This window comes from Streptomyces sp. NBC_00086 (assembly GCF_026343255.1).
Taxonomy (GTDB): Bacteria; Actinomycetota; Actinomycetes; order Streptomycetales; family Streptomycetaceae; genus Streptomyces.
Map to the genome: position 1 here is coordinate 291,773 of NZ_JAPELZ010000001.1, position 20,583 is coordinate 312,355.

The following is a 20,583-nucleotide window of genomic DNA, read 5'->3' on the forward strand; positions in this document are numbered from 1 at the left end:
GCGCGTCCGCGTGCTCGAACGGTTCCCCGAGCTCCTACCGAGCGGCGAGGGGATCTCCGGCACGGCCGGCACGTACGCCTTCTTCGCTGCTCTTGTCCTGCACCACGCCTTGCTGGCCAACGCCTCCGGGAAAGCGGATGCGGTAAGCGGAGCGGGGCTGGTATCACCTGGAGGATGGATCCTCTCCAGACCCGACGCCTCATCCTCGTCCCGCTGGACGCCGACCGGGCCCGGCGGCTCGTTGCCGGAACACCGGGTCCGGAGGACCGCTGGGCCGAGGGGTATCCGGACGCCGGGGACCGGGTCGGGGCCGAACGGTACCTGCGGGTGCTGGCCGACACGGGCGACCCCGCACCGTACGGGGCGTTCGAGATCCAGCGGCGCTCCGACGGGCTGTTGATCGGCGGTGCGGGGTTCCACGGCCCTGCCGACGAGGAGGGCGGGGTGATCGCAGGTTACGGGCTGGTGCCCGCCGTGCGGGGTCGGGGCTACGCCGCCGAGGCCCTGCGGGCCCTGCTGGAGCACGCCCGCGCTCACGGGGCGGCCTCGGTATCGGGCGACACCGACCGGGAGAACACGGCCTCGCAGCACGTCATGACGGCTGCCGGCATGCTCCCGGCCGGCGAGGACGCGCGGCGCCTCTCCTACTCCGTGAGCTGGAAGCGGGCAGTCGATTCGGCACGGGAGAGCGGCCAGAGCCAGGAACTGACGCGCCACGACCACGTACTCACCGTCCTGCGCGGGCATCCCGATCTGGCGCGGACGGCCGCGGAATCCTTCGATTTCGATCTCGACCGGGCCGAGCACGTGGAAGAGGTCCGCCTGGCGAGCGGGGCGCCGCTGAGGGCCGTGGCGGGCGACGACACCGGCGGAACCTTCTTCCTGTGCGCCGACGGGGCCGTGCTGTACGCGAGCTCCGAGGGCGGAGCGGGCCTCATCGGGAGGAGCTTGGACGAGGCTCTGGAGATCCTCTTCGGCCTGCCGGGCTGGCACGACCACACGGACCTCGACCTCTCGGCGGACGACGAGGTGCTGGAGGAGGTCTTCGCCCGGACCGAAGACGAGATCCGGAGCTCCTACGCCCCCGCGCTGGACGCCGATCGCAGCACGCTGCTCAGCGGGCTGGGTCTGCGCCGGCTCCCCCGGCGGGAACTGCTGCGCAGGCTCCAGGAAAGCCTTCTGCGGACCGAGCCCGAGTTCCTCCTGGTGAACGCGGACGAAGGCTGCGCGTACGAGCCGCTGGACCGGCTTCGGCGTCCGCCGCTCTGGGAAGCGGTCCTCGCTCCGGGCCGGGCCGACCTGGTCCGGATGCGGGCGGACCCCGACTGCTGGGACGAGATCGCGAACGATCCCGTACGGCGGGCCACCGCCCTGCGCACGGCCCAGTACGACCGGCAGCCGGGGGACCTGCAGCTCTTGCGCACGCTCCTGCGCCAGGAGGCTGCCGACCGCGGCAACACCGCGGAACTCCGCCTCGCCGCGGTCCTGGTGGGACTGCACGGCATGACGGAGGACCACGCGCTGCTGCGGTCCCTGCGGGAGGCCGACCCCGATGTCCACTTCCTGCTCGGCGAGTTCCCCGACTCCGCGGGAGTGCTCGCCCAGTGGGCGGCCGACGTCGACTGGTCGGACTACGGCCAGGATCCCCACGACGAGTACGACCTCACCTGGACGGCGCTGGCCCGCCGCCAGGGGCGAACCGAACTGGCCCGCGCCGCGCTCATACACCTCCTCGACGGTACGGGCCCGCGCGATGCGGCCCTGCTCAGCGGCCTCGCCCGCGAGTTCGAAGCCCTCGGGGACCTCGGGCAGGCGATCCGGGCACTGCGCCTGTACGTCTCGCTGCAGGACGACGCCGGCAGGCACGGCTCGGCCCTTGCCCGCCTCGCCTCCTTGCAACGCCGTCACGGCGAGGTGGCGGCCGCCTGGCGGTCCCTTCAGGAGGCGGTCTCGGTACTCGACGGCCCGCTGGAGGGACTGCCGCCCCTGCCGCCCACCGATCAGCCGGAGCTCGATCTCGGTCTCGGACTGCCAAAACCTCCCTGCCGGAAGCCCACTTGGCGGGAGCTCGGCCTGGGGGTGAGTGTCGCCGAGGAACACTTCCTCATCGCACGGGCCGCCGTGCCGCTCGGACTTCACGAGGTGGCCCGGGAAGCGCTCCGGGCGGGCACGGCCATGCGCGACGCATGACCGGTCTCAGCCGCTGATGTCGAGTGCCGTGCCGTACAGCCGAGATACCTTCAGGCGGATGACCACACGGCGCTCGGCGACCAGCTGTTCCAGGAAGGCGTCCTCGTCCTGCGGTTTCGCGGCCTCCGGCACCATCGCGAGCAGCTCGCGCCCGGTCGCGTCCCCCGGCGTGGTCGTGACCTCCGAGACCTCGGCCTCGCCTTCGGCCACGGCGAACGACCACACGTCGCCGCCCGGAACGTGTACGGCCGCTCGTGGATCACGCCGGAGCTGCCGGACCTTGATGCGGTCGGCCGTGGTGGAGAACCGCACGATGCGCGCTTCGGCGTCCCAGTGGTAGAGCATCGTGGTGAGGTGGGGATGGCCACTGCTCTTGTTGGTGGCGAGAGTGCCGAACTGCTGTGAGCCCAGCAGTTCGGAGAGAGCTTCGTCGGACAGGGCGCGGGGACCGGCATTTTGAGTCATGACGCGATCAACTTCCTTGCGTGGAAGGGTATTCCACGCTGCCGGAGGTGACCCGAACCGCTGCACCTTGTGGGAAAGTCGGCGTGTGATACGTCTGGCGGACCCGCTCCGCTTCCTCAGCATGCTGGCCGCCTGGGTTGCCACTCCCTGGGCGCTCGCACCGTACTCCGTGCCGCTCGCCGTGGCGGCGGTCCTCCTCCTCCTCGCCACGTTGGCCCTCTTCGGCACCCCGGGTGACAACGGGATGACGAGGGAGCAGATCCTCGTGCCCGTCCCCGGCGTGGTGACCATCAGCCTGGCTCTGCTCCAACTGGTCGCGGCCGTCGTCTCCTCCTGGGCGGCCTGGCCGACGTGGGCAGCCGTCGCCGTGACGGTGCTGGCCTCGGCCAGTCTGATCGCCGAGCAACCGCGCTGGCGGCTGCTGCTCGCCGTACGGAGTTAGTGCTCCAGCCACAGTTCCCCGTCCACCGCGTGCGCGCCCCTCTCCACGTCGCCCCCAGTGGCGGCGGGGTGCTGCCGCCCGAGGGGAAGACTCACAGCCCGGACTCACAGCCCGGAGCCTCCGGTCGCATCGATCACCTTGCCGGTGACCCAGCGCGCGTCGTCCGAGGCGAGGAAGGCCACGATGTCGGCCACGTCTGCCGGCCGGCCGACCCGGCCCAGCGCGGCCAGGGACGCCGCGTGGGCTTCGGCCTGCGGGTTGCCGCGCAGCCAGCCCGCGTTGACGTCCGTATCGATGATCCCCGGGGCAACCGATCCGCATGCTCAGGCCTTGGCGGCGCCGAACCACTTCGGCAGGTGCGCGTCGAGGTCGTGCTGGTCTTCGCCGACCCATGCCACGTGGCCGTCCGGGCGCAGCAGCACGGCGGGCGCGTCCAGCTCCTCACTGCCGTCGACGACGTGATCGATCCGGTCGGCCCACCCGGAGACCGAGAGCCGGCCGGTCTGGTCGAGCAGGATTCCGCGGCCCGTGTGCATCAGTTCGTACAGGCGCCCGCGCTTCAGCTCCACGTCCCGCAGCCTGCGGCCGAGCAGTTCGTGGCCCTCGCCGAAGTCGTAGCGGACCTCGACCGCGGTGATCATCCCCGTCACGTACCGGTTGACCTCCTCGAAGTCCATCAGCTTCGCGAACAGCTCCCGCAGCGCGGTGGGGCCCGCTTCGGTCCCGAGCAGGGTGATCTGGGCCCGGGTGTTGTCCAGTACGGCGGCGCCGACCGGGTGGCGTTCGGCGTGGTAGCTGTCGAGGAGGTCCTGCGGGGCCCAGCCGTTGACCGCGGCGGCGAGCTTCCAGCCCAGGTTGAAGGCGTCCTGCACGCCGAGGTTGAGCCCCTGTCCGCCGGTCGGCGGGTGGATGTGCGCCGCGTCTCCGGCCAGCAGGACCCGGCCGACCCGGTAGCGCTCGGCCTGCCGGGTGGCGTCGCCGAAGCGGGACAGCCAGCGCGGCGAGTGCACGCCGAAGTCGGTGCCCGCGAAGGCCCGTAGCTGCTGCTTGAACTCCTCCAGGGTCGGCGCGGTACGGTCTTCGGCCACGCCGTCGGCGGGTACGACGATGCGGCAGGACCCGTTCTCACCCGCGCTGACGCCGAAACGCAGCTGGGTCTTGCGGACCTCCGCGACGACGGCGGCGATCGTCTCCGGGTCCTCGGTCACCTCCATGTCGCCCAACAGGGTCTCGACCGTGGCGGGCTCGCCGGGGAAGCCGACGCCGAGGAGTTTGCGCACCGCGCTGCGGCCGCCGTCGCACCCGACGACGTAGCGCGAGCGCAGGCGCGTGCCGTCCGCCAGCTCGACGGTCACCCCGTCCTCGTCCTGGGTCAGGCCGACCGCTTCGCAGCCGCGCCGGATCTCGGTACCGACTTCGAGTGCGTGCTCGCCGAGCAGGCGCTCGGTGACCGGCTGCGGGATGGCGAGGCCGTAGGGGTGCGCCGTGTCCAACCGGTCCGGCCACGGCTTCATGATGCCGCCGAACAGGCCGCCGACCTGGAACTTCTCGCTCACGGCGAGGAATCGGTCCAGCAGGCCGCGCTGGTCCATCAGCTCGACGCTGCGCGTGTGCAGGCCCTGTCCGCGGGACTCACCGGTCGGCTCGGTCAGCTTCTCCAGCACCACCACGCGGACGCCGTGCAGGCGCAACTCGGCGGCCAGCATCAAACCGGTCGGTCCGCCGCCGACAACGGTCACGTCCGCCACGTCGGTCACGTCGGTCGGGTTGGACACGTCGGGCACTTCGTTCGTCACGCAATCACCATTTCCGCAGGTTCCGTCTTCGGCCAGTGATTCTGCGTCACCACCGGGGCCTTGCCGCAAGCCCCCCCGTGCGCTATAAGTTGAGAGTGGCAAGGAGTGGAAACACCTCCTTGCCCTTCTGTGTTCCGGGTGAAATCCGCTGGTCGGCCGGCCCGTCGTGGACGAGCATGGGACGCATGAGTGATCAAGGCGAGCGATGGACCCAGGCGACCGTCTACCCCGACATGTGGGCGGACCCGGACGACGACCCCCGCAACAGCGGGGAGAGCGGTGCGGAGGGTGAGCTCGCCACCTTGCAGGAGTTCCTCTCGGACTACCGCCTGACCCTGCGGATGAAGTGCGAGGGCCTGGATCCGGAGCAGCTGGCCCGGCGGTCGGTCCCGCCGTCGACGATGTCGTTGCTCGGTCTGGTGCGCCACCTCGCCGAGGTGGAACGGGACTGGCAGAACTGGATCACCGACGGCGACCCGCTGCCGAAGCTCTACGGCCGGCGCGACGGGGACTTCGACGGGGCCGTCGCCGAGCAGACCGCGGTCGACGGAGCGTACGCCGACCTCGAGCGCGAGCAGGCCGCGACCGACGCGGCGCTGGCCGCGCACCCGGATCTGGGCGAGCGGCTGGGGAAGGACCGGATCGCGGTGCGGGAGCTGATGGTGCACCGGATCGAGGAGTACGCGCGTCACTGCGGGCACGCCGACCTGTTGCGCGAATGCGTCGACGGGCGGGTGGGCCAGTAGCCGGCGGCGGCCGGGCCGGGCGCCCACGCGCTTGGCGCCCGCCGCACTGACGCGCGCATGCCCGTAGGCGCATAGGCGCGTAGGCGCGTAGGCGCGTACGGGAGCCGGCGCAGCCCGTGTGACCATGGCTTCCTTCGTCCATCAGCACCTCATGGGGGGACCATGCGCACCCGTACCACCACCGCCTCGGCCGGCCTCGTCGCCGTGCTCGCGGCGGCCCTCGTCCTGTCCGGCTGCTCGGCGTCCGGTGGGGGCACGGCCGGGAAGGGGACGGCCGGCGCTTCCGCGTCGGCGGCGGCCTCGCCCGCGCCGGTGCCGGGTGGCGCCGGGTACGAGGGGCCCCGGCCGCAGGACCAGAACCTGCTGGCCTGGACCGGGGATCCGAACGACGCGGGGCACGTCACCGCCCAGTCCGCGGCCGGGGTCGGCGGGCGGGTCACCCTGGTCCGGATGGTGCTGCGCGAGCAGCTCACCTGGTCCAACATCTGGCTGGGGCTGGCCGGGATCGACCCGAACGCCCAACTGTCCAACTGCTACCTCGGCGTGTACGACGCCAAGGGCACCCTGGTCGCGTCCACCGCGGACATCTCCCCGCAGCTGATGACCGACGCGATAGCCAAGCCGTTCCCCCTCACCAAGCCGTTCGCCGCCGCCCCGGGCACCTACTTCGTCGCCCTCCTCCTCAACGGCAGCTGGGCGACGAACGCCCTCACCCTCAAGGCCACGGGCGCCGGGATCTCGGTGAACGCGGGCCTGAACCCGCCGAGTCTGCGCTACAGCACCGTCCTGACCGGTCAGACCTCGCTCCCGGCCGGCGTGAACCTCGCCGAGCAGTCCACCAGCACGATCAACACCGGCTGGGGCAGCCAGTGGTACGCGATCTCCTGACCGCTCCTGCCGAAGGCCGAGCTCCCGCCGAGGGCCGAGTCTCCCGCCGAAGGGCGATTCTCCTGCCGCGAATGACTGGTAGGAAAGTTTCCTGTTTGCTAGCATCCCGCTTCGGCGGCTCGGCGCGGTGCCCGCATCCGTGGGTATGACGCGCTCAGCGAGAGCTCTGACCCGGCCGCTGTGACCACGCCCACCCCTGTCCGCACCCGGACAGGGGCGCGGGGTCTCGTACCGGTGCCAGCTCTCGCCACCCACCAGGCCAGGGAGTCAGGAATGCACCTGAGCACCCCAAGCACGCCTCATGTTCACACATCACGCCGCACGATAGGTGTGGTCATCACCGCCGTACTCCTCCTCGTAGGCGGCCTGTTGCTCGCCTATCCCGAACGGGCCGGCGCCGCCGTCGACCCCCTCATCTCGCGCGGCAAGACCGCCACGGCCTCCTCCGTGGAGAGTTCGAGCTTCGGTCCGCAGAACGCCTTCGACGGCAGCTCCACCACCCGGTGGGCCAGCATCGAGGGCAAGGACCCGCAGTGGATCCGCGTCGACCTCGGCGCGAACGCCAAGGTCACGCGGGTGGCGCTGCGTTGGGAGGCCGCGTACGCCAAGACGTACCGGGTCGAAATCTCCGCCGACGGCACCACCTGGACCCGGCTCGCCAACGAGACGGCCGGGAACGGCGGCACCGACGACTGGACCGGCCTCTCCGGCAACGGCCGCTACCTGCGCGTGTACGGAACCGCCCGCGGCACCTCCTACGGGTACTCCCTGTACGAGGTCGAGGTGTACGGCACCCTCGACGGCGGGACTCCCCCGCCGACCGGTGCCTTCACCGTGGTCGCCGCCGGTGACATCGCCGCCCAGTGCACCGCCTCCGACAGCTCCTGCGCCCACCCCAAGACCGCAGCGCAGGCCCAGAAGATCAACCCGAAGTTCTACCTGACGATGGGCGACAACCAGTACGACGACGCCCGGATCTCCGACTACCGGAACTACTACGACACTTCCTGGGGCGCGTTCAAGGACAAGACCCGCCCGGTGCCGGGCAACCACGAAACCTACGACCCCGCCGGACCGCTCGCCGGGTACAAGGCCTACTTCGGGGCCGTCGCCTACCCCCAGGGCAAGAGCTACTACAGCTTCAACGAGGGCAACTGGCACTTCATCGCCCTCGACTCCAACTCCTTCGACCAGAAGGCCCAGATCGACTGGCTCAAGGCCGACCTCGCCGCGAACACCAAGGGCTGCATCGCCGCCTACTGGCACCACCCGCTGTACTCCTCCGGCGGTCACGGCAACGACCCGGTGAGCAAGCCGGTCTGGAACATCCTGTACGGCGCCAAGGCCGACCTCGTGCTGGGCGGGCACGACCACCACTACGAGCGGTTCGCCCCGCAGGACCCGAACGGCAACGCCACCGCCGACGGGATCACCGAGATCGTCGGCGGCATGGGCGGCGCCGACCCGTACGCCATCGAGGACGTCCAGCCCAACAGCCAGAAGCGGATCAGCGGAACCTACGGGGTCCTGAAGCTGGACTTCACCGACTCGGCCTACAGCTGGACCTACGTCGCCACCGACGGGACGATCAAGGACACCAGCCCGAAGTACACCTGCCACTGATGTACCTGGCCACCACAGGCCGCCGGGCCGCTCCGGCCCCGCCCCCCACCACGGGGGCGGGCCGGCGCGTCCCCGCCGCCGTTCTGGCGCTCGGTGCGGTCAGTCTCGTCACCGATGTCTCGTCCGAGATGGTCAGCGCGGTGCTGCCGCTCTACCTCGTCCTCGGACTCGGCCTCTCCCCCCTCCAATTCGGCTTCCTGGACGGGCTGATGGGAGGAGCCGGCGCGGTCGTACGGCTGCTCGGCGGGCACCTCGCGGACCGCGGCCACCGGTACAAGCACGTCGCGGGGATCGGCTACGCCGTCTCGGCCTGCTCCCGGCTCGGCCTGCTGCTCGCGGGCGGCGCCACCGGCGGGATCGCGGCGGCCCTGGCCGCCGACCGGGTCGGCAAGGGCATCCGTACGGCCCCCCGTGACGCCCTGATCACCCTCAACAGCCCTCCCGAGGAGCTCGGCCGGTCCTTCGGCGTGCACCGGGCCATGGACACCACCGGCGCCCTGCTCGGCCCGCTCGCCGCCTTCGCCCTGCTCTGGGCGACCGCGGGCGCGTACGACGCGGTGTTCGTCGCCAGCTTCTGCTGCGGCCTGCTCGGCGTGCTGCTCCTGGTCCTCTACGTTCCCGGCCACCACCACCCGGCGGCAGCCCCCGCCCCAACTCCACGCCGGAGCAAGGCCTTCGGGGCGCTGCGCGACCCCGCCTTCCGGCGGATCCTCTGGGCCGCCGCCCTGCTCGGCGCAGCCACCATCGGGGACGCCTTCGTCTACCTCCTGCTCCAGCGCCGGCTGGGCCTGGACCCCGGCTGGTTCCCGCTGCTGCCGCTCGGCGCGGCCGCGGGCTACCTGCTCCTGGCCGTCCCGGTGGGCCGGATCGCCGACCGGGTGGGGCGCCGGCTGCCGTTCCTCTACGGACACCTCGCCCTGCTCGGCGCCTACCTCGTCCTGCTCGCCCCGGCCGGCGGACCGGCCCCGCTCCTCCTCGCGGCCGTCCTCGCCCTGCTCGGGGTGTTCTACGCGGCCACCGACGGGGTGCTGATGGCCCTCGCCGGGCCGGTACTGCCCGCCGGGGGCCGGGCGGGCGGGCTGGCCGTGCTCCAGACCGGCCAGGCCCTGGCCCGGATGCTCGCGGCGGCGGGCTTCGGCGCCGCGTGGACGGTGTGGGGGCCGCGGCCCGCGCTCTGGGGGGCGACGGCGGTGCTGCTCGCCGCGCTGGCGGGGGGCTGGGCGCTGCTGCCGCGCGATCCGGGCGCGCCCCGCGATGCGGGCGATCCGCACGACGCGGTCGATCCCGCAGCCCCGCAGTCCCCGGCCGCTGCCGTGGGGCCGGGGCGATCCCCCACCAGTGAGAGGAGCGCCCCATGACCACGCAGCTCACCGGGCCGGCGCCCGCACGCCGGCTCGGCGCCCGGGCCCGTACCGCCGTCACGGCCGCCGCGGTCGTCCTGCTCGCGGGCTCCGCCGCCGGCTACGCCCTGCACGCGGCGAACCGGCCGGCCGGTCAACGGGGCGGCGCGGAAGCCTCCTTCGCCCTGGAAGGTCCCGCCCTGTACTTCCGGGACACCGCCACGGGACGGGTGGCGCACCAGCCCCTGACCGCGACGGAGGGCGGAGCCGGGCGCACCGCGGGCGGCCCCGTCTGCGACCGGTTCCACGCCGCCGGGGGCACCGCCCTCTGCCTGCGCGCCGAGCCGGGGGTGCTGCCGAAGACGTACGCCGTCGTCCTCGACCGGGACCTGCGCGAGGTGAGGCGGACGACCGTGCCGGGGGTTCCGACCCGGGCCCGGGTGTCCGCGTCCGGGCAGATGCTCGCCTGGACGGTGTTCGCCACCGGGGACTCGTACTCCACCACCGGCTTCTCCACGCGGACGGCCGTCCTCGACCTGCGCACGGGGTACCTGGTGAAGTCCCTGGAGGAGATACCCCTCACCATCGACGGTGTCCGCTACCACTCCCCCGACGTCAACTACTGGGGCGTGAGCTTCGCCCGCGACGACAGCCGCTTCTACGCGACCGTCTCCACCAAGGGGCGTACGTACCTCGTCGAGGGGAACATGGGCGACTGGTCGGCGAGGACGCTGCGGGAGAACGTCGAATGCCCCTCCCTGTCGCCCGACAACACGCGGGTCGCCTTCAAGAAGAAGGTGTCCGACGACCCGGCCGCACCCTGGCGGCTGTACGTCCTCGACCTGCGGACGATGGCCGAGACCCCGCTCGCCGAGACGCGCGGCGTGGACGACCAGGCGTCCTGGACGGACGACGGGACGGTCGCCTACGCCCTGCCGGGCGCGGACGGGCGCGCGGGCGACGTCTGGACCGTCCCCGCCGACGGCACCGGAGCCCCCCGCTTGGCCGTCGCGGGGGGCTCGTCGCCGGTGGCGGTGGCGGGCTGACCGGCGCCGGCGGCGGTGGCGGCCGGCGCCCGCGGATCAGCCGAGCTCGGGCGGCGGTCCGGCTGCCGTCACCGCGGCCAGCCGGGCCCCGGTTCCGGTCAGCCGGATCCGCAGTTCCCGCACGGTGAGGGGCTCCACACGGTGGACGCGGCGGACCCCCACCGTGTGGCCCGAGGCGATCGGCCGGCCGTCCGCCCAGACCTCGTGGCCGTCCACCCGCTGGCCCCGGGTGAGGTCCTCGCGCAGTTCCACGTGGTCGATGCGGACGGGCCTGCCGAAGTCCGCGAGGATGCCGTCCCCCTCGGCCGTGAGGACGGCCGAGTGCGGAGCGCCGAGGCGCCGCTCCAACTCTCCGGTGAACTCCAGGAGTCGCGCCCGGTCGGCGTCGTCGATCAGTCCGCGCCGGTCGGGCGGGACGCCCAGGAGCAGGCCGGCGCCGAGTCCCACCGAGGAGTACCAGATCTCCAGCAGGTCCTCGCGGCTCTTGAGGGTGTCGTGGTTCCCGGGTTGCCAGAACCAGTCGGCGCGGAGCGGGACATCGCATTCGGGCGGCAGGTAGGCGGCCGATTCGAGCTCGGCCTGCCGCTCGTCGTACAGGCTGATGCCCGTGGAGTGCGTGACGTAGCGGCAGGGATCCGCGGCGAGCCCCTCCTCGTTCCCGACCCAGCGGATCGTGGGGCGGCCCATGTTGAAGACCATGGCGTCCGGCTGGTGCCGGTCGATCACCGCCATGACCGCGTCCCAGTCGTACGTGCGCCCCTCGGAGCCCGCGCCGTCGAACCACAGCTCGCACAACGGGCCGTAGCGGGTGCAGAGTTCGGTGAGCTGGCGGAGGTAGAAGGAGTCGTACGCGGCGGGCTCCTCGTAGCAGTCCGCGTTGCGGTCCCAGGGGGAGAGGTACAGCCCGAGGCCGAGGCCCGCCTCCCCGCAGGCCTCGGCCAGTTCGGCGACCACGTCGCCCGCTCCGTTCTTCCAGGGTGAGGAGGCCACGGAGTAGGCGGTGGTTTCGGTCGGCCAGAGGCAGAAGCCGTCGTGGTGCTTGGCGGTCAGCACGACGTACTTCGCTCCGGCCTCGGCGGCGGTGCGCACCCACTGGCGCGCGTCGAGCCGCGCGGGGCGGAAAGAGGCCGGGTCCAGGGTGCCGTCGCTCCACTCGACGCCGTTGAAGGTGTTGATGCCGAAGTGCAGGAAGATCCCGAATCCGGCTTCCTGCCAGGCGAGTTGCCCTGGAGTGGGCAGGAGGGGGCTCTCGGCCGGACCGGCGGGTTGTGAGGGGGGACCGAGCGTCATGGGGGGGCTTCCGGGGTCGTCGGCGGGCACTCAGGCCGAGTGGGCCAGGCTCGCCGGGTGGACTGCGTGGGCGAAGGGGAGTCCTCGGGCGTACCGCTCCAACTCCTCGGCCGCACAGGCCGCGAGACGTCCGAGTTCGTTGCCGAGGGATCCGGCGATGTGCGGGGTGAGCAGCACGTTCGGCAGGTCGTAGAGGGGCGATCCGGCCGGCAGTACGTCGGGGTGGGTGACGTCGAGGACGGCGTGCAGCCGGCCCGAGACCAGTTCCGCGGTGAGCGCCTCGGTGTCGACGAGCGTTCCTCGTGCGGTGTTGACGAGGGTCGCGCCGTCGCGCATGAGGGCGAGGCGGCGGGCGTCGACCAGGTGGCGGGTCTCGGGCGTCTGCGGCGCGTGCACGCTCACCACGTCGCTGCGGCCCATCAGTTCGTCCAGGTCGACGGGCTCGACCCCCAGGGCCCTCGCTTCGTCCCCGCCGAGGTACGGGTCGTGGACCAGCACGCGGGCGTCGTAGGAGCGCAGCAGTTCGATGACCCGGCGGCCGATGCGAGAGGCGCCGATGATGCCGACGGTCCTGCCGTAGTTGCCGATTCCGGGGTACAGCGTGAGCGGGTTGAGCTGGGTGCGGGACTCCCGGTAGGCCCGGGCGGTGGTCAGGACGCGCTTGTTGGCGAAGACGATCGCGGCGACCGTGAACTCGGCGACGGGCTGGGCGTTGGCCTCGGCCGCGCTGGTGACGGACAGCCCGCGCCGCCAGGCCGCTTCCGTCATCAGGCCCTTGACGGTTCCGGCGGTGTGCACCACCGCGCGCAGGGACGGGAGGAGGTCGAGGGCCTGCTCGGTGAGGGGCGGGCAGCCCCAGCCGGTGAGCAGGACCTCGGTTTCGCGCAGCCGCGCGGGGTCGGCCGCGGCGAAGTCGGTGACCAGGAGGTCGGGATCCAGCAGCGCGGTGGCGCCGAGCCGGGCCAGGGCCTGCTGGTCGAGCAGGGCCGTCTTCGTCTCCGGGCTCATGGCGAGGAGGGTGCGGGGCTTGCGGGGCCCGGTGGGCTCGCGGGTCGGGTCGCAGAGGTCGGGGTTCGTCACTTGACCGCTCCCGCCGAGAGGCCGGAGCGCCAGAACCGCTGCAGGCCGACGAAGGCGAGGGCGAGCGGGACGACGGCCACCAGGGATCCGGTGATCACCAGGGAGTAGAACTCCGGGTACTGGAGCACCATTTGGTTCCAGCTGTAGATGCCGAGCACCGCCGGGTACAGGTGCTGGTCGTTGAGCATGACCAGCGGGCCGAAGAAGTTGTTCCAGCTCGCGGTGAAGGAGAAGAGGAAGAGGGTCATGAAGCCGGGCAGGAGCATCGGCAGCGAGATCGACCGGAAGACGCGCAACTCGCTCGCTCCGTCGATGCGGGCGGCCTCCAGGACCTCACCGGGTACGTAGCCCTCGGAGAAGACCCGGGCCAGGTACACGCCGAAGGGGTTCACGAGCGCCGGGATGAGGACCGACCAGTAGGTGTTGACGATCCCGACCTCGGAGGCGAGCAGGTACTGAGGGAGCGTGATGACGATCGTCGGAACCAGGGTGCCGGTCAGGACGAGGCCGAAGAGCGCGCCCTTGCCGCGGAACTCGTACTTGTCGAAGCAGTATCCGGCGGCGAGGCTGATCAGCGAGGAGGCCAGTGATCCGACGACGGAGTAGAGGAGGCTGTTGAGCAGCCAGCGGCCGAAGATGCCGTCGCCGTAGCCGAAGACGGCCCGGAGGTTGTCGAAGAAGCGGAACTCGCCGAAGGCGAAGCCGGCCGTCCCGAACAGGTCGGCGTGGCTCTTGGTGGCGGCGATCAGCAGCCAGGTCAGCGGCATCAGGGTGTAGAGGACCGCCACCAGGAGCACGGCGTTGACCACGGCCTTGGAGGCCATCGCGCCGCTCCGGCGCCTCTTGCCGGCCGGCTTCCGTTCGGCCTGCCGGGCGGTCGGTGCCCCGGCCGCGGGCGCCGGGGCGCCGGCGGGAGCGTCCTCGGGCGGGGCCGAGGGGGCGGTCTGGGTGCTCATGCCGAGTCACCTCGCTTTCCGATCCGGGTGACGACGTAGGAGAGGGTGCCGGCGACGAGGGCCACGATGAGCGTGGCGGAGGACGCGAGGCCGTAGTCGTGCCGCTCGAAGGCCGCCTTGTGGATGAACATCATCGGGGACCAGTCCGAGCCCATCGAGCCGGCCCGCTTCGAGAGGAGCATCGGCTCGCCGAAGATCTGGACCACTCCGACACAGGTGAACAGGAGGGTGAGGAAGACGGCGGAGCGGATCATCGGCAGTTTGATCTGCAGGGCGATGCGAAGCTGCCCGGCGCCGTCCATGACGCCCGCCTCGATGACCTCGCGGGGCACGGCCTGCAGGGCGGCGAAGAAGATGATCATGTTGTAGCCGATCCACTGCCAGGCCGCGACGTTCACCAGCGAGGGCAGGACGCTGCCGGGGGCGAAGAAGTCCCAGTGGCCGCCCGCCGCTTCGATCCAGTCCAGGACCGGGCTCAGGCCGGGGGTGTAGAGGTAGGTCCAGATGATCGCGGCGATCAGTCCGGGGACCGCGTGCGGCATGAAGACGGCGAACTGGACGAGGCGCTTGGCCTTGGCCGCGGCCGAGTCGACGAGCAGGGCCAGGGCGAGTGCCGCGCCGATCATCACGGGGATGTAGACGGCGCAGTACGCGGCCACGTGCAGGAACGAGGAGGTGAAGCCCTGGTCGCCGAGTGCCTTGGTGTAGTTCCCGAGCCCGCTGAAGACCCGTTCGGTGCCGCCGAATCCGAGACCGGAGGAGCGTTCGGTGAAGAAGCTCATCCAGAGCGCGTAGGCGACGGGCAGGATCAGGACCGCGGTGAAGAGCAGGAAGAACGGGCCGAGGAAGACGAGCACCGCCCTGCCCTGGCCCGGCCGGCCCACGGGCGCGGTGCCGCGCGCTGTACGAGTGAGTGGTGCTGCCACCGGATCTCCTTGGTGGGTGCGCTACGGAGGTACGGACGAGGGGACTTCGCAAGGGGCGGGGCGGCGGGGCCCGGATGCCGGGAGGGCTTCGGGCCCCGCGCGGCGCCTACTTCGCGAGGTTGAGCCCTCGGCCCTTGATGGCCTCCTCGGCGGCCTTCTGGCCGGCCGCGAGTCCGTCGGCCAGGGTGCCCTTGTTTCCGGCGTCCTGGATGGCGGTGTTGGTGGCCGTCTGCACCGGGCCCCAGACCCAGCCCGGGACGATGGTGTCGACCTGCGCGCCGGAGATCTCGTAGACCTTGTCTCCGCCGAAGAAGCCCTTGTCGTCGAAGGCCGCGGCGGCGATCGCACGGAGCTCGGGGCTGGCGGGCAGGCTGCTGCTCGGCGCCTTCAGGCTGCTGAGGCGGGCCTTGACGCCTTCGGGGCTGGTCGCCGCCCAAGTGGCGAACTCGGCCGCCTCCTTGACGTGCTTGCTGCCCTTGGTGACGGCGTAGCTGGTGCCGCCGAACATGCCGGTGGCCGGGGTGCCCCAGTGCGGCAGCGGGGCGACGCCCCACTTGCCCGAGTCCTTGGCCAGGGTCGTCATCGTGCCGCCCGCGCTCCACGAGGCGCCGATGAAGCTGGCCATGACCCCGTCGGCCTTGGCCTTCGCGAACTCCGGGCCGTTGATCTTCAGGTTCATCACCAGGTCGTCCTTGACCAGGCCCTGCCAGTACGAGGCCACCTTCTGCGAGGAGGCGTCGTTGATGTTGACCTTCCAGCCGTCGCCCTCGGTGCCGTACCACTTGGCACCGGCCTGCCAGGAGAGCGCGGCCAGCAGCGGAGCGTCGTCGTTGCCCCAGCCGCCTATGCGCACGTTCTTGTCGGCGGCCTTGATCTTCTCGGCGGCGGTCTTGTACTCGTCCCAGGTCTTGGGGACTTCGACGCCCGCGGCCTTGAAGAGGTCCTTGCGGTAGTAGAGGAGGTTGGGCGTGGCGTCGTACGGCACCGCCCAGGTCTTGCCGCCGAGGGTCACCCGGTCCTGGACGCCCTGCGGGAACTTCGCCTTCACGGTGGCGCCGGCCGGGCCGGTGATGTCGGCCAGGTATCCCTGGCTGACGAACTCCGGGAGGGTCGGGTACTCGATGCCCGCGACGTCGGGAGCGTTCCCGGCCTTGATCGCGTTGCTGATCTTGGCGTACCCGTCCGGTCCGCCGGTGATGGCCGAGAAGGTGACCTTGATGTTCGGGTGGGACGCGTTGAAGGCGTCCACCACCTGCTGGGCACCGCCGGCCCAGCCCCAATAGGTCAGGTTGACCGGCTCTTTGGGGGCGTCGGCCTTCGGTGCGGCGCCCTCGCTCCCACCGCAGGCGGTGGCGAACAGGGCCAGCGAGAGCGTGGCGAGGGCGGCGCGGGAGGTACGGGAAGTGAGCTTCACTGCTCTGCTCCTCAGATGCGAGCCGGCGATGCGGCGAGGTGATGCACATCATTCGGCCAGAGGAGAAGGGAGTCAATAGAAAAAGAAAGCTTGAGAAAGAAAAGCCAAGTAACGGTTAGGCCTCGCTGGAGGCACGCACCCTCAGCTCGGGGAGGATGGCGATCCGCCGTCTGGGCCGGCCCGGCTCGCGCAGCCGTCGTACGAGCAACTCGACTCCCGTGACCCCGACTTCGTGCTTCGAGGGCGCCACCGCGCTCAGCGGCAGGTCCGCCAGGGAGGCCACCTCGTCGTCGTACGAGACCAGCGCGACATCGCCCGGCACGGCCAGCGAGGCACCGCGCAGCCGCTGCATCAGCACCATGGCCTCGTGGTCGGGATGGACCAGGGCGGCGTCTACGCGACCCTCGCGCACCCCCTCCACGAAGGCGGCCATCACCTCTTCGTAGACGGCGTCACCCGCCCCGAACTCCGCGAGGTCGAGGAAGAGCGCGTGCTCGGCGACCTCGGGACCGGCCTCTTCCATGGCCGCGTAGTAGCCCTTCTTGATCCAGGGTGCGGTGGGGGTCCCGCCGCGCATCACCAGGGCGATCCTGCGGCGCCCCGTGTCCAGGAGGTGGCACACCGCCAGCCTGGCTCCGTACCCGTGGTCCGTGCCGACGTGCTCGGCGGCGGAGGCCTGCTGTTCGGGGCGGCGCTCGATGAGCACGACCGGCACGCCCAGCTCCTCGTACCACTGGCCGCCCGGCTTGCCGTCGCCGGCGGAGGGCGCAAGCAGCAGCCCGTCGACGCCGTCCGCGACCATGCGCGCGGCCTGCGCCTTCTCGGTCTCCACGTCGTACGTGGACACGGCGAGGGTCAGCCGGACCCCCAGGGCGTCCGCCGCCTCCCGGGCCCCCTTGATCACCTCGGGGTAGTAATAGGCGGAGGACGGCACGATCAGCCCGAGGACCAGCGGCCGGCCGGAAGCGCTGCCCGCTCCGGGCCCGGCCCCGGCTCCGGGAGCGGCCGAGGCCGAGGTCGCGCGGGCCGCCGGCGGGGCGGCGGTCACGGGGGCGGTCTCCGCCCAGTCCTCGGGCAGCATCGCGCCGCCGTGCACCCGGGCCAGCAGACCGCGCTCCGCGAGGACTTCGACGTCCTTGCGGACCGTCACCACGGACACGCCGAGCTCGGCCGCGAAGTCCGTGACGCGCATGGATCCCGCTTCGCGGACCCGTCGCAGGATCGCCTGCTGTCGTTCCTCTGCGTGCACGGTGGAGCTCCCCTCGACTGCGTCCCTGGTCGAGGTCAGCGTAGCGCGCGAAAGCCGAAACTTACGTTTCCTTTCGAACGAAAGCTTTGCATGGAGAGCGTGGCTGAAAGCCGTCCGTCGAGCTACTCGGCGTCGGTTCCACCGCAGTCGGGGTGGCCCCAGCGCGAACCGAGCTTGCTGATCTTCTCCCCCGCCGCGTACTGCTTCCCGCAGGGGCAGGTGCCGGGGAACTTGGCCTTGATGGTCACCCCGGCCCGGCCGGCGGTCGCGCTCTTGGCGGCCGTCGCGCTCTTCGCCGACCCGGCTCCGGCCGGACGGCGAGCGGAGGTGCTGCGGGCCGGAGTGCTGCGGGCCGGCGCCGGGACGGGCATGGAGGCATGGCCCAGCGCGGTGCCGGCCGGCTCCTGGCTGACGGCCGCGTCGCTGGCAGCCTGGTCGGCGATCGCGTTGAGGTGGTCGCCGTCCTCGCGGTGCGCGGGGACGTAGCGGAACTCCACGTCCCGGTCGGTCAGCAGGGCGTCGATGCTTTCGACGAGCTCGCGGTTGGCCACCGGCTTGCCCGCGGCCGTCTTCCAGCCGTTGCGCTTCCAGGCCGGGAGCCACTGGGTCACGGCCTTCATGGCGTACTGGGAGTCCATCCGCACCTGCACGGCCGTGCCGGGGGCCACGGCCTCCAGCAGCCTCTGCAGAGCGGTCAGTTCACCGACGTTGTTGGTGGCCCGGCCCAGCGGACCGGCTTCCCAGCGCTCGGGGTGCCCGTGGACGTCGGCGATGACCCAGGCCCATGCGGCCGGCCCGGGATTTCCCTTGGCCGCCCCGTCGCAGGCGGCGATGATGCGATCAGACATCCCCCGATCATGCCTCACCCCGACCGCTGCCCGTGCCCACGGTGGATGCCGGGGCCGCGGCCGATGCCGGGGCAGCGGCCGCACGCCGAGCACCGGCCGCGCCCGGCTCCGGCGACGGCTCCGGCCGCTCCCCGGTGTGCGGCCGCGGCAGGAGCCGGTCCAGGAAGGGCGGCAGCCACCAGTTGGCCCGGCCCATCAGGAACATCGCCGCCGGGACCAGCACCAGTCGCACCACCGTCGCGTCCAGGACCACGCTCACCGCCAGGCCCACCGCGAGCATCTTGACCACGACGGTCGGCGAGGCCGCGAAGGACAGGAAGACGGCGGTCATGATGAGCGCCGCACTGGAGATGACCCGGCCGGTGGCCGCCAGGCCCGTGCCGACGGCGAGGGCGTTGTCGCCGGTGCGGTGCCAGGCGCCGGCGATGGCGGAGAGCAGGAAGATCTCGTAGTCCATCGACAGGCCGAAGACGATCGCGAACATCATCATCGGGACGAACGACTCGATGGGTACGGGCTCCGACACCCCGATCAGCCCGCTCCCCCAGCCCCACTGGAACACCGCGACGAGGACCCCGTAGGACGCGGCGGTGGTGAACAGGTTCAGCGCGACCGCCTTGAGGGGGACCACCACGCTGCGGAACACGAAGGTCAGCAGTACGAGCGCGGCGGCCAGCACGATGGCGATGATGAGCGGCAGCCGGTCCTTGACGGTGTCGCGGAAGTCCAGTTGGCCGGCGGTGGATCCGGTGAGGTAGCCCTCCGCGCCGGTGCCGTTCAGTGCGTCGGGCAGGGTGGCGGTGGTCAGCGTCGTGAACAGGCTGCCCGTTCCGGCGCTCTGCGGCCCGGTGGCCGGGGTGACGGTCGAGATGAGCAGGCGGCCGTCGGGGCTCGGAGCGAGCGGGGTGAACCCGGCCATCCCGGTGGTGTCCCGCAGGGCCGCGGTGAGTCCGGCGGCGATCCGGTCGGCCGGGACGGTGGCTTCGTGGAGGTCGGCCACCAGGACGAAGGGGCCGTTGGCCCCGGGGCCGAAGCCGGGTCCCCGGCCCTCGGAGATCCAGTCGTAGGCCGTGCGCGTGGTGCTGCCCGCCCGGTCGGCGCCGTCGTCGACGTGGCCGAGCCGCAGCGAGAACAGCGGTACGGCGCACAGCGCGAGCAGCAGGGTGCCCGCGGTCAGGAACCTCCACGGGTGCCGGGCGACCAAGGCGGCGTAGCGGTGCCAGCCGTCGTGGTCGCCCGAGGTCTCGGCGACCGGGCGGCGCAGGGCGAACCGGTCGATCCGGCGCCCCACCAGGCCCAGGGCGGCCGGCACGAGGGTCAGGGCTGCCGCCCCGGTGACGACCACGACGATGGTGGCGGCCAGCCCCATCCGGCCGATGAAGGTCAGTCCGCAGGTGTACAGGCTCAGCATGGCCACCGCGACGGTGACGGCGGCCACCGCGACGGCCCGCCCGCTGGTGGCGGCGGTACGGCCGGCCGCGTCGACGGGGTCGCGGCCGTCGAGGAGGTCTTGGCGGAAGCGGGTGGTGAGGAAGAGGGCGTAGTCGATGCCGACGCCGAGGCCGATCATGGTGGCCAGGGTGGGCGCGGCGGTCGCGAAGCTGATGACGCCCGCCACGATGCCGACGACGCCGAGGCCCACCCCGACGCTGACGACCGCCGTGAGCAGGGGCAGCAGGGCGGCGGCGACGCTGCCGAAGGCGAGCAGCAGGATCAGCAGCGCCACGAGGACCCCGGCCGCCTCGCGGGCCCTGTCGTCGGCCGGCGGCCGGACGACCTGATTCAGGTCCCCGCCGTACGCGACCTCCACGCCCGAGGCGCGGGCCGCGGCGGTGGCCGTGTCGAGGGTGCCGGTGTAGGCGTGCCCCAGGGTTTTGACCTGCCGGTCGAAGGACACCGTGGTGTAGGCGGTACGGCCGTCCGCGCTGGTGACGACCGGGGACGCGGCGGTGACGTGGGGCATCCGCGCGAGGCGGGCCGCGCTCTCGTCGAGGGCCTGGCGGTGTCCGGCCAGGGAGCCGGAGTCCACGTGGAAGACCACGCGGCCGTTGGGGTCCCCCACGCCGGGGGCGGACGCGGCCAGCAGATCGGCGCCGGTACGGGACTGCGTGCTGGGGAGGCTGATCTGGTCGCTGTAGACCGGGGCGGCGAGCCGGCTGCCGGACATCGCGCCGACCAGCAGCAAGAGCCAGGCCGCGATCACCCAGACGGGGTGGCGGGCGCAGAAGGCGCCTAGTCGGCCTAGTCGGCCCGGGCGGCCCGTTCGTCTGAAGGGGGAATGCAC

General features: G+C 72.0%; 17 protein-coding genes and 1 pseudogene. 7 read left to right on the top strand and 11 right to left on the bottom strand.

Annotated elements, in window-relative coordinates; all coding sequences use genetic code 11:
- Positions 1–174 precede the first annotated feature (174 nt).
- Positions 175–2,190 carry a GNAT family N-acetyltransferase gene (locus OG276_RS40755; RefSeq protein WP_323182301.1) on the top strand — a complete coding sequence of 672 codons (2,016 nt, stop codon included), beginning with the start codon at positions 175–177 and terminating at the stop codon, positions 2,188–2,190.
- 6 nt (positions 2,191–2,196) lie between these two features.
- Here OG276_RS40755 and OG276_RS01295 read toward each other — a convergent pair whose 3' ends face one another.
- A complete protein-coding gene (locus OG276_RS01295; protein WP_266901806.1) occupies positions 2,197–2,655 on the bottom strand; it encodes a PPOX class F420-dependent oxidoreductase in 459 nt (152 codons plus the stop codon).
- Positions 2,656–2,740: 85 nt separating this feature from the next.
- Here OG276_RS01295 and OG276_RS01300 point away from each other — a divergent pair, with 85 nt between their 5' ends.
- Entirely contained in the window at positions 2,741–3,097 is a 357-nt protein-coding gene (locus tag OG276_RS01300; RefSeq protein ID WP_266901807.1) for a hypothetical protein, read from the top strand.
- 104 nt (positions 3,098–3,201) lie between these two features.
- Here the strand turns inward: OG276_RS01300 and OG276_RS01305 are convergent.
- Positions 3,202–3,411, bottom strand: a pseudogene (locus OG276_RS01305) (SDR family oxidoreductase); the annotation flags it as partial.
- Between the two features lie 9 nt (positions 3,412–3,420).
- A complete protein-coding gene (gene rox, locus OG276_RS01310) occupies positions 3,421–4,845 on the bottom strand; it encodes a rifampin monooxygenase (protein ID WP_266912451.1) in 1,425 nt (474 codons plus the stop codon).
- Between the two features lie 224 nt (positions 4,846–5,069).
- Here rox and OG276_RS01315 point away from each other — a divergent pair, with 224 nt between their 5' ends.
- The 5 genes from OG276_RS01315 to OG276_RS01335 all read left to right on the top strand — a co-directional run bounded on the left by OG276_RS01315 (position 5,070) and on the right by OG276_RS01335 (position 10,536).
- Positions 5,070–5,639, top strand: a complete 570-nt coding sequence (locus OG276_RS01315) for a DinB family protein (protein WP_266901808.1) — start codon at positions 5,070–5,072, stop codon at positions 5,637–5,639.
- Positions 5,640–5,801: 162 nt separating this feature from the next.
- The gene (locus OG276_RS01320) at positions 5,802–6,527 is read left to right on the top strand and encodes a hypothetical protein (RefSeq protein ID WP_266901809.1); all 726 of its coding nucleotides are present in this window, start codon (positions 5,802–5,804) and stop codon (positions 6,525–6,527) included.
- A 330-nt stretch (positions 6,528–6,857) separates the two neighbouring features.
- The gene (locus OG276_RS01325) at positions 6,858–8,150 is read left to right on the top strand and encodes a discoidin domain-containing protein (protein WP_266901810.1); all 1,293 of its coding nucleotides are present in this window, start codon (positions 6,858–6,860) and stop codon (positions 8,148–8,150) included.
- A complete protein-coding gene (locus OG276_RS01330) occupies positions 8,150–9,508 on the top strand; it encodes an MFS transporter (protein WP_266901811.1) in 1,359 nt (452 codons plus the stop codon). The genes OG276_RS01325 and OG276_RS01330 overlap by 1 nt, the downstream gene beginning before the upstream one ends.
- Complete coding sequence (locus tag OG276_RS01335) at positions 9,505–10,536, top strand: hypothetical protein (protein ID WP_266901813.1); 1,032 nt, start codon at positions 9,505–9,507, stop codon at positions 10,534–10,536. The genes OG276_RS01330 and OG276_RS01335 overlap by 4 nt, the downstream gene beginning before the upstream one ends.
- A gap of 36 nt (positions 10,537–10,572) precedes the next feature.
- On the opposite strand, the gene OG276_RS01340 is transcribed toward OG276_RS01335, so the two are convergent.
- From OG276_RS01340 to OG276_RS01375, 8 genes are all read right to left on the bottom strand, one after another.
- Positions 10,573–11,826 carry an alpha-L-fucosidase gene (locus OG276_RS01340; protein ID WP_266901815.1) on the bottom strand — a complete coding sequence of 418 codons (1,254 nt, stop codon included), beginning with the start codon at positions 11,824–11,826 and terminating at the stop codon, positions 10,573–10,575.
- Between the two features lie 30 nt (positions 11,827–11,856).
- On the bottom strand, positions 11,857–12,834 hold the full coding sequence (locus OG276_RS01345; protein WP_266912453.1) for a hydroxyacid dehydrogenase: 978 nt from the start codon (positions 12,832–12,834) through the stop codon (positions 11,857–11,859).
- A gap of 68 nt (positions 12,835–12,902) precedes the next feature.
- Positions 12,903–13,862, bottom strand: a complete 960-nt coding sequence (locus OG276_RS01350) for a carbohydrate ABC transporter permease (protein WP_266901817.1) — start codon at positions 13,860–13,862, stop codon at positions 12,903–12,905.
- A complete protein-coding gene (locus OG276_RS01355; RefSeq protein ID WP_266901819.1) occupies positions 13,859–14,788 on the bottom strand; it encodes a carbohydrate ABC transporter permease in 930 nt (309 codons plus the stop codon). Before OG276_RS01355 ends, OG276_RS01350 begins: the two co-directional genes overlap by 4 nt.
- A gap of 106 nt (positions 14,789–14,894) precedes the next feature.
- Entirely contained in the window at positions 14,895–16,202 is a 1,308-nt protein-coding gene (locus OG276_RS01360; RefSeq protein WP_266901821.1) for an ABC transporter substrate-binding protein, read from the bottom strand.
- 115 nt (positions 16,203–16,317) lie between these two features.
- Positions 16,318–17,451 (bottom strand): substrate-binding domain-containing protein, encoded by a 1,134-nt coding sequence (locus OG276_RS01365; RefSeq protein WP_266901823.1) that lies wholly within the window; start codon positions 17,449–17,451, stop codon positions 16,318–16,320.
- Positions 17,452–17,573: 122 nt separating this feature from the next.
- Complete coding sequence (locus OG276_RS01370) at positions 17,574–18,299, bottom strand: ribonuclease H (protein WP_266901825.1); 726 nt, start codon at positions 18,297–18,299, stop codon at positions 17,574–17,576.
- 7 nt (positions 18,300–18,306) lie between these two features.
- Positions 18,307–20,502, bottom strand: a complete 2,196-nt coding sequence (locus OG276_RS01375; protein ID WP_266901827.1) for an MMPL family transporter — start codon at positions 20,500–20,502, stop codon at positions 18,307–18,309.
- Positions 20,503–20,583: the final 81 nt, after the last annotated feature.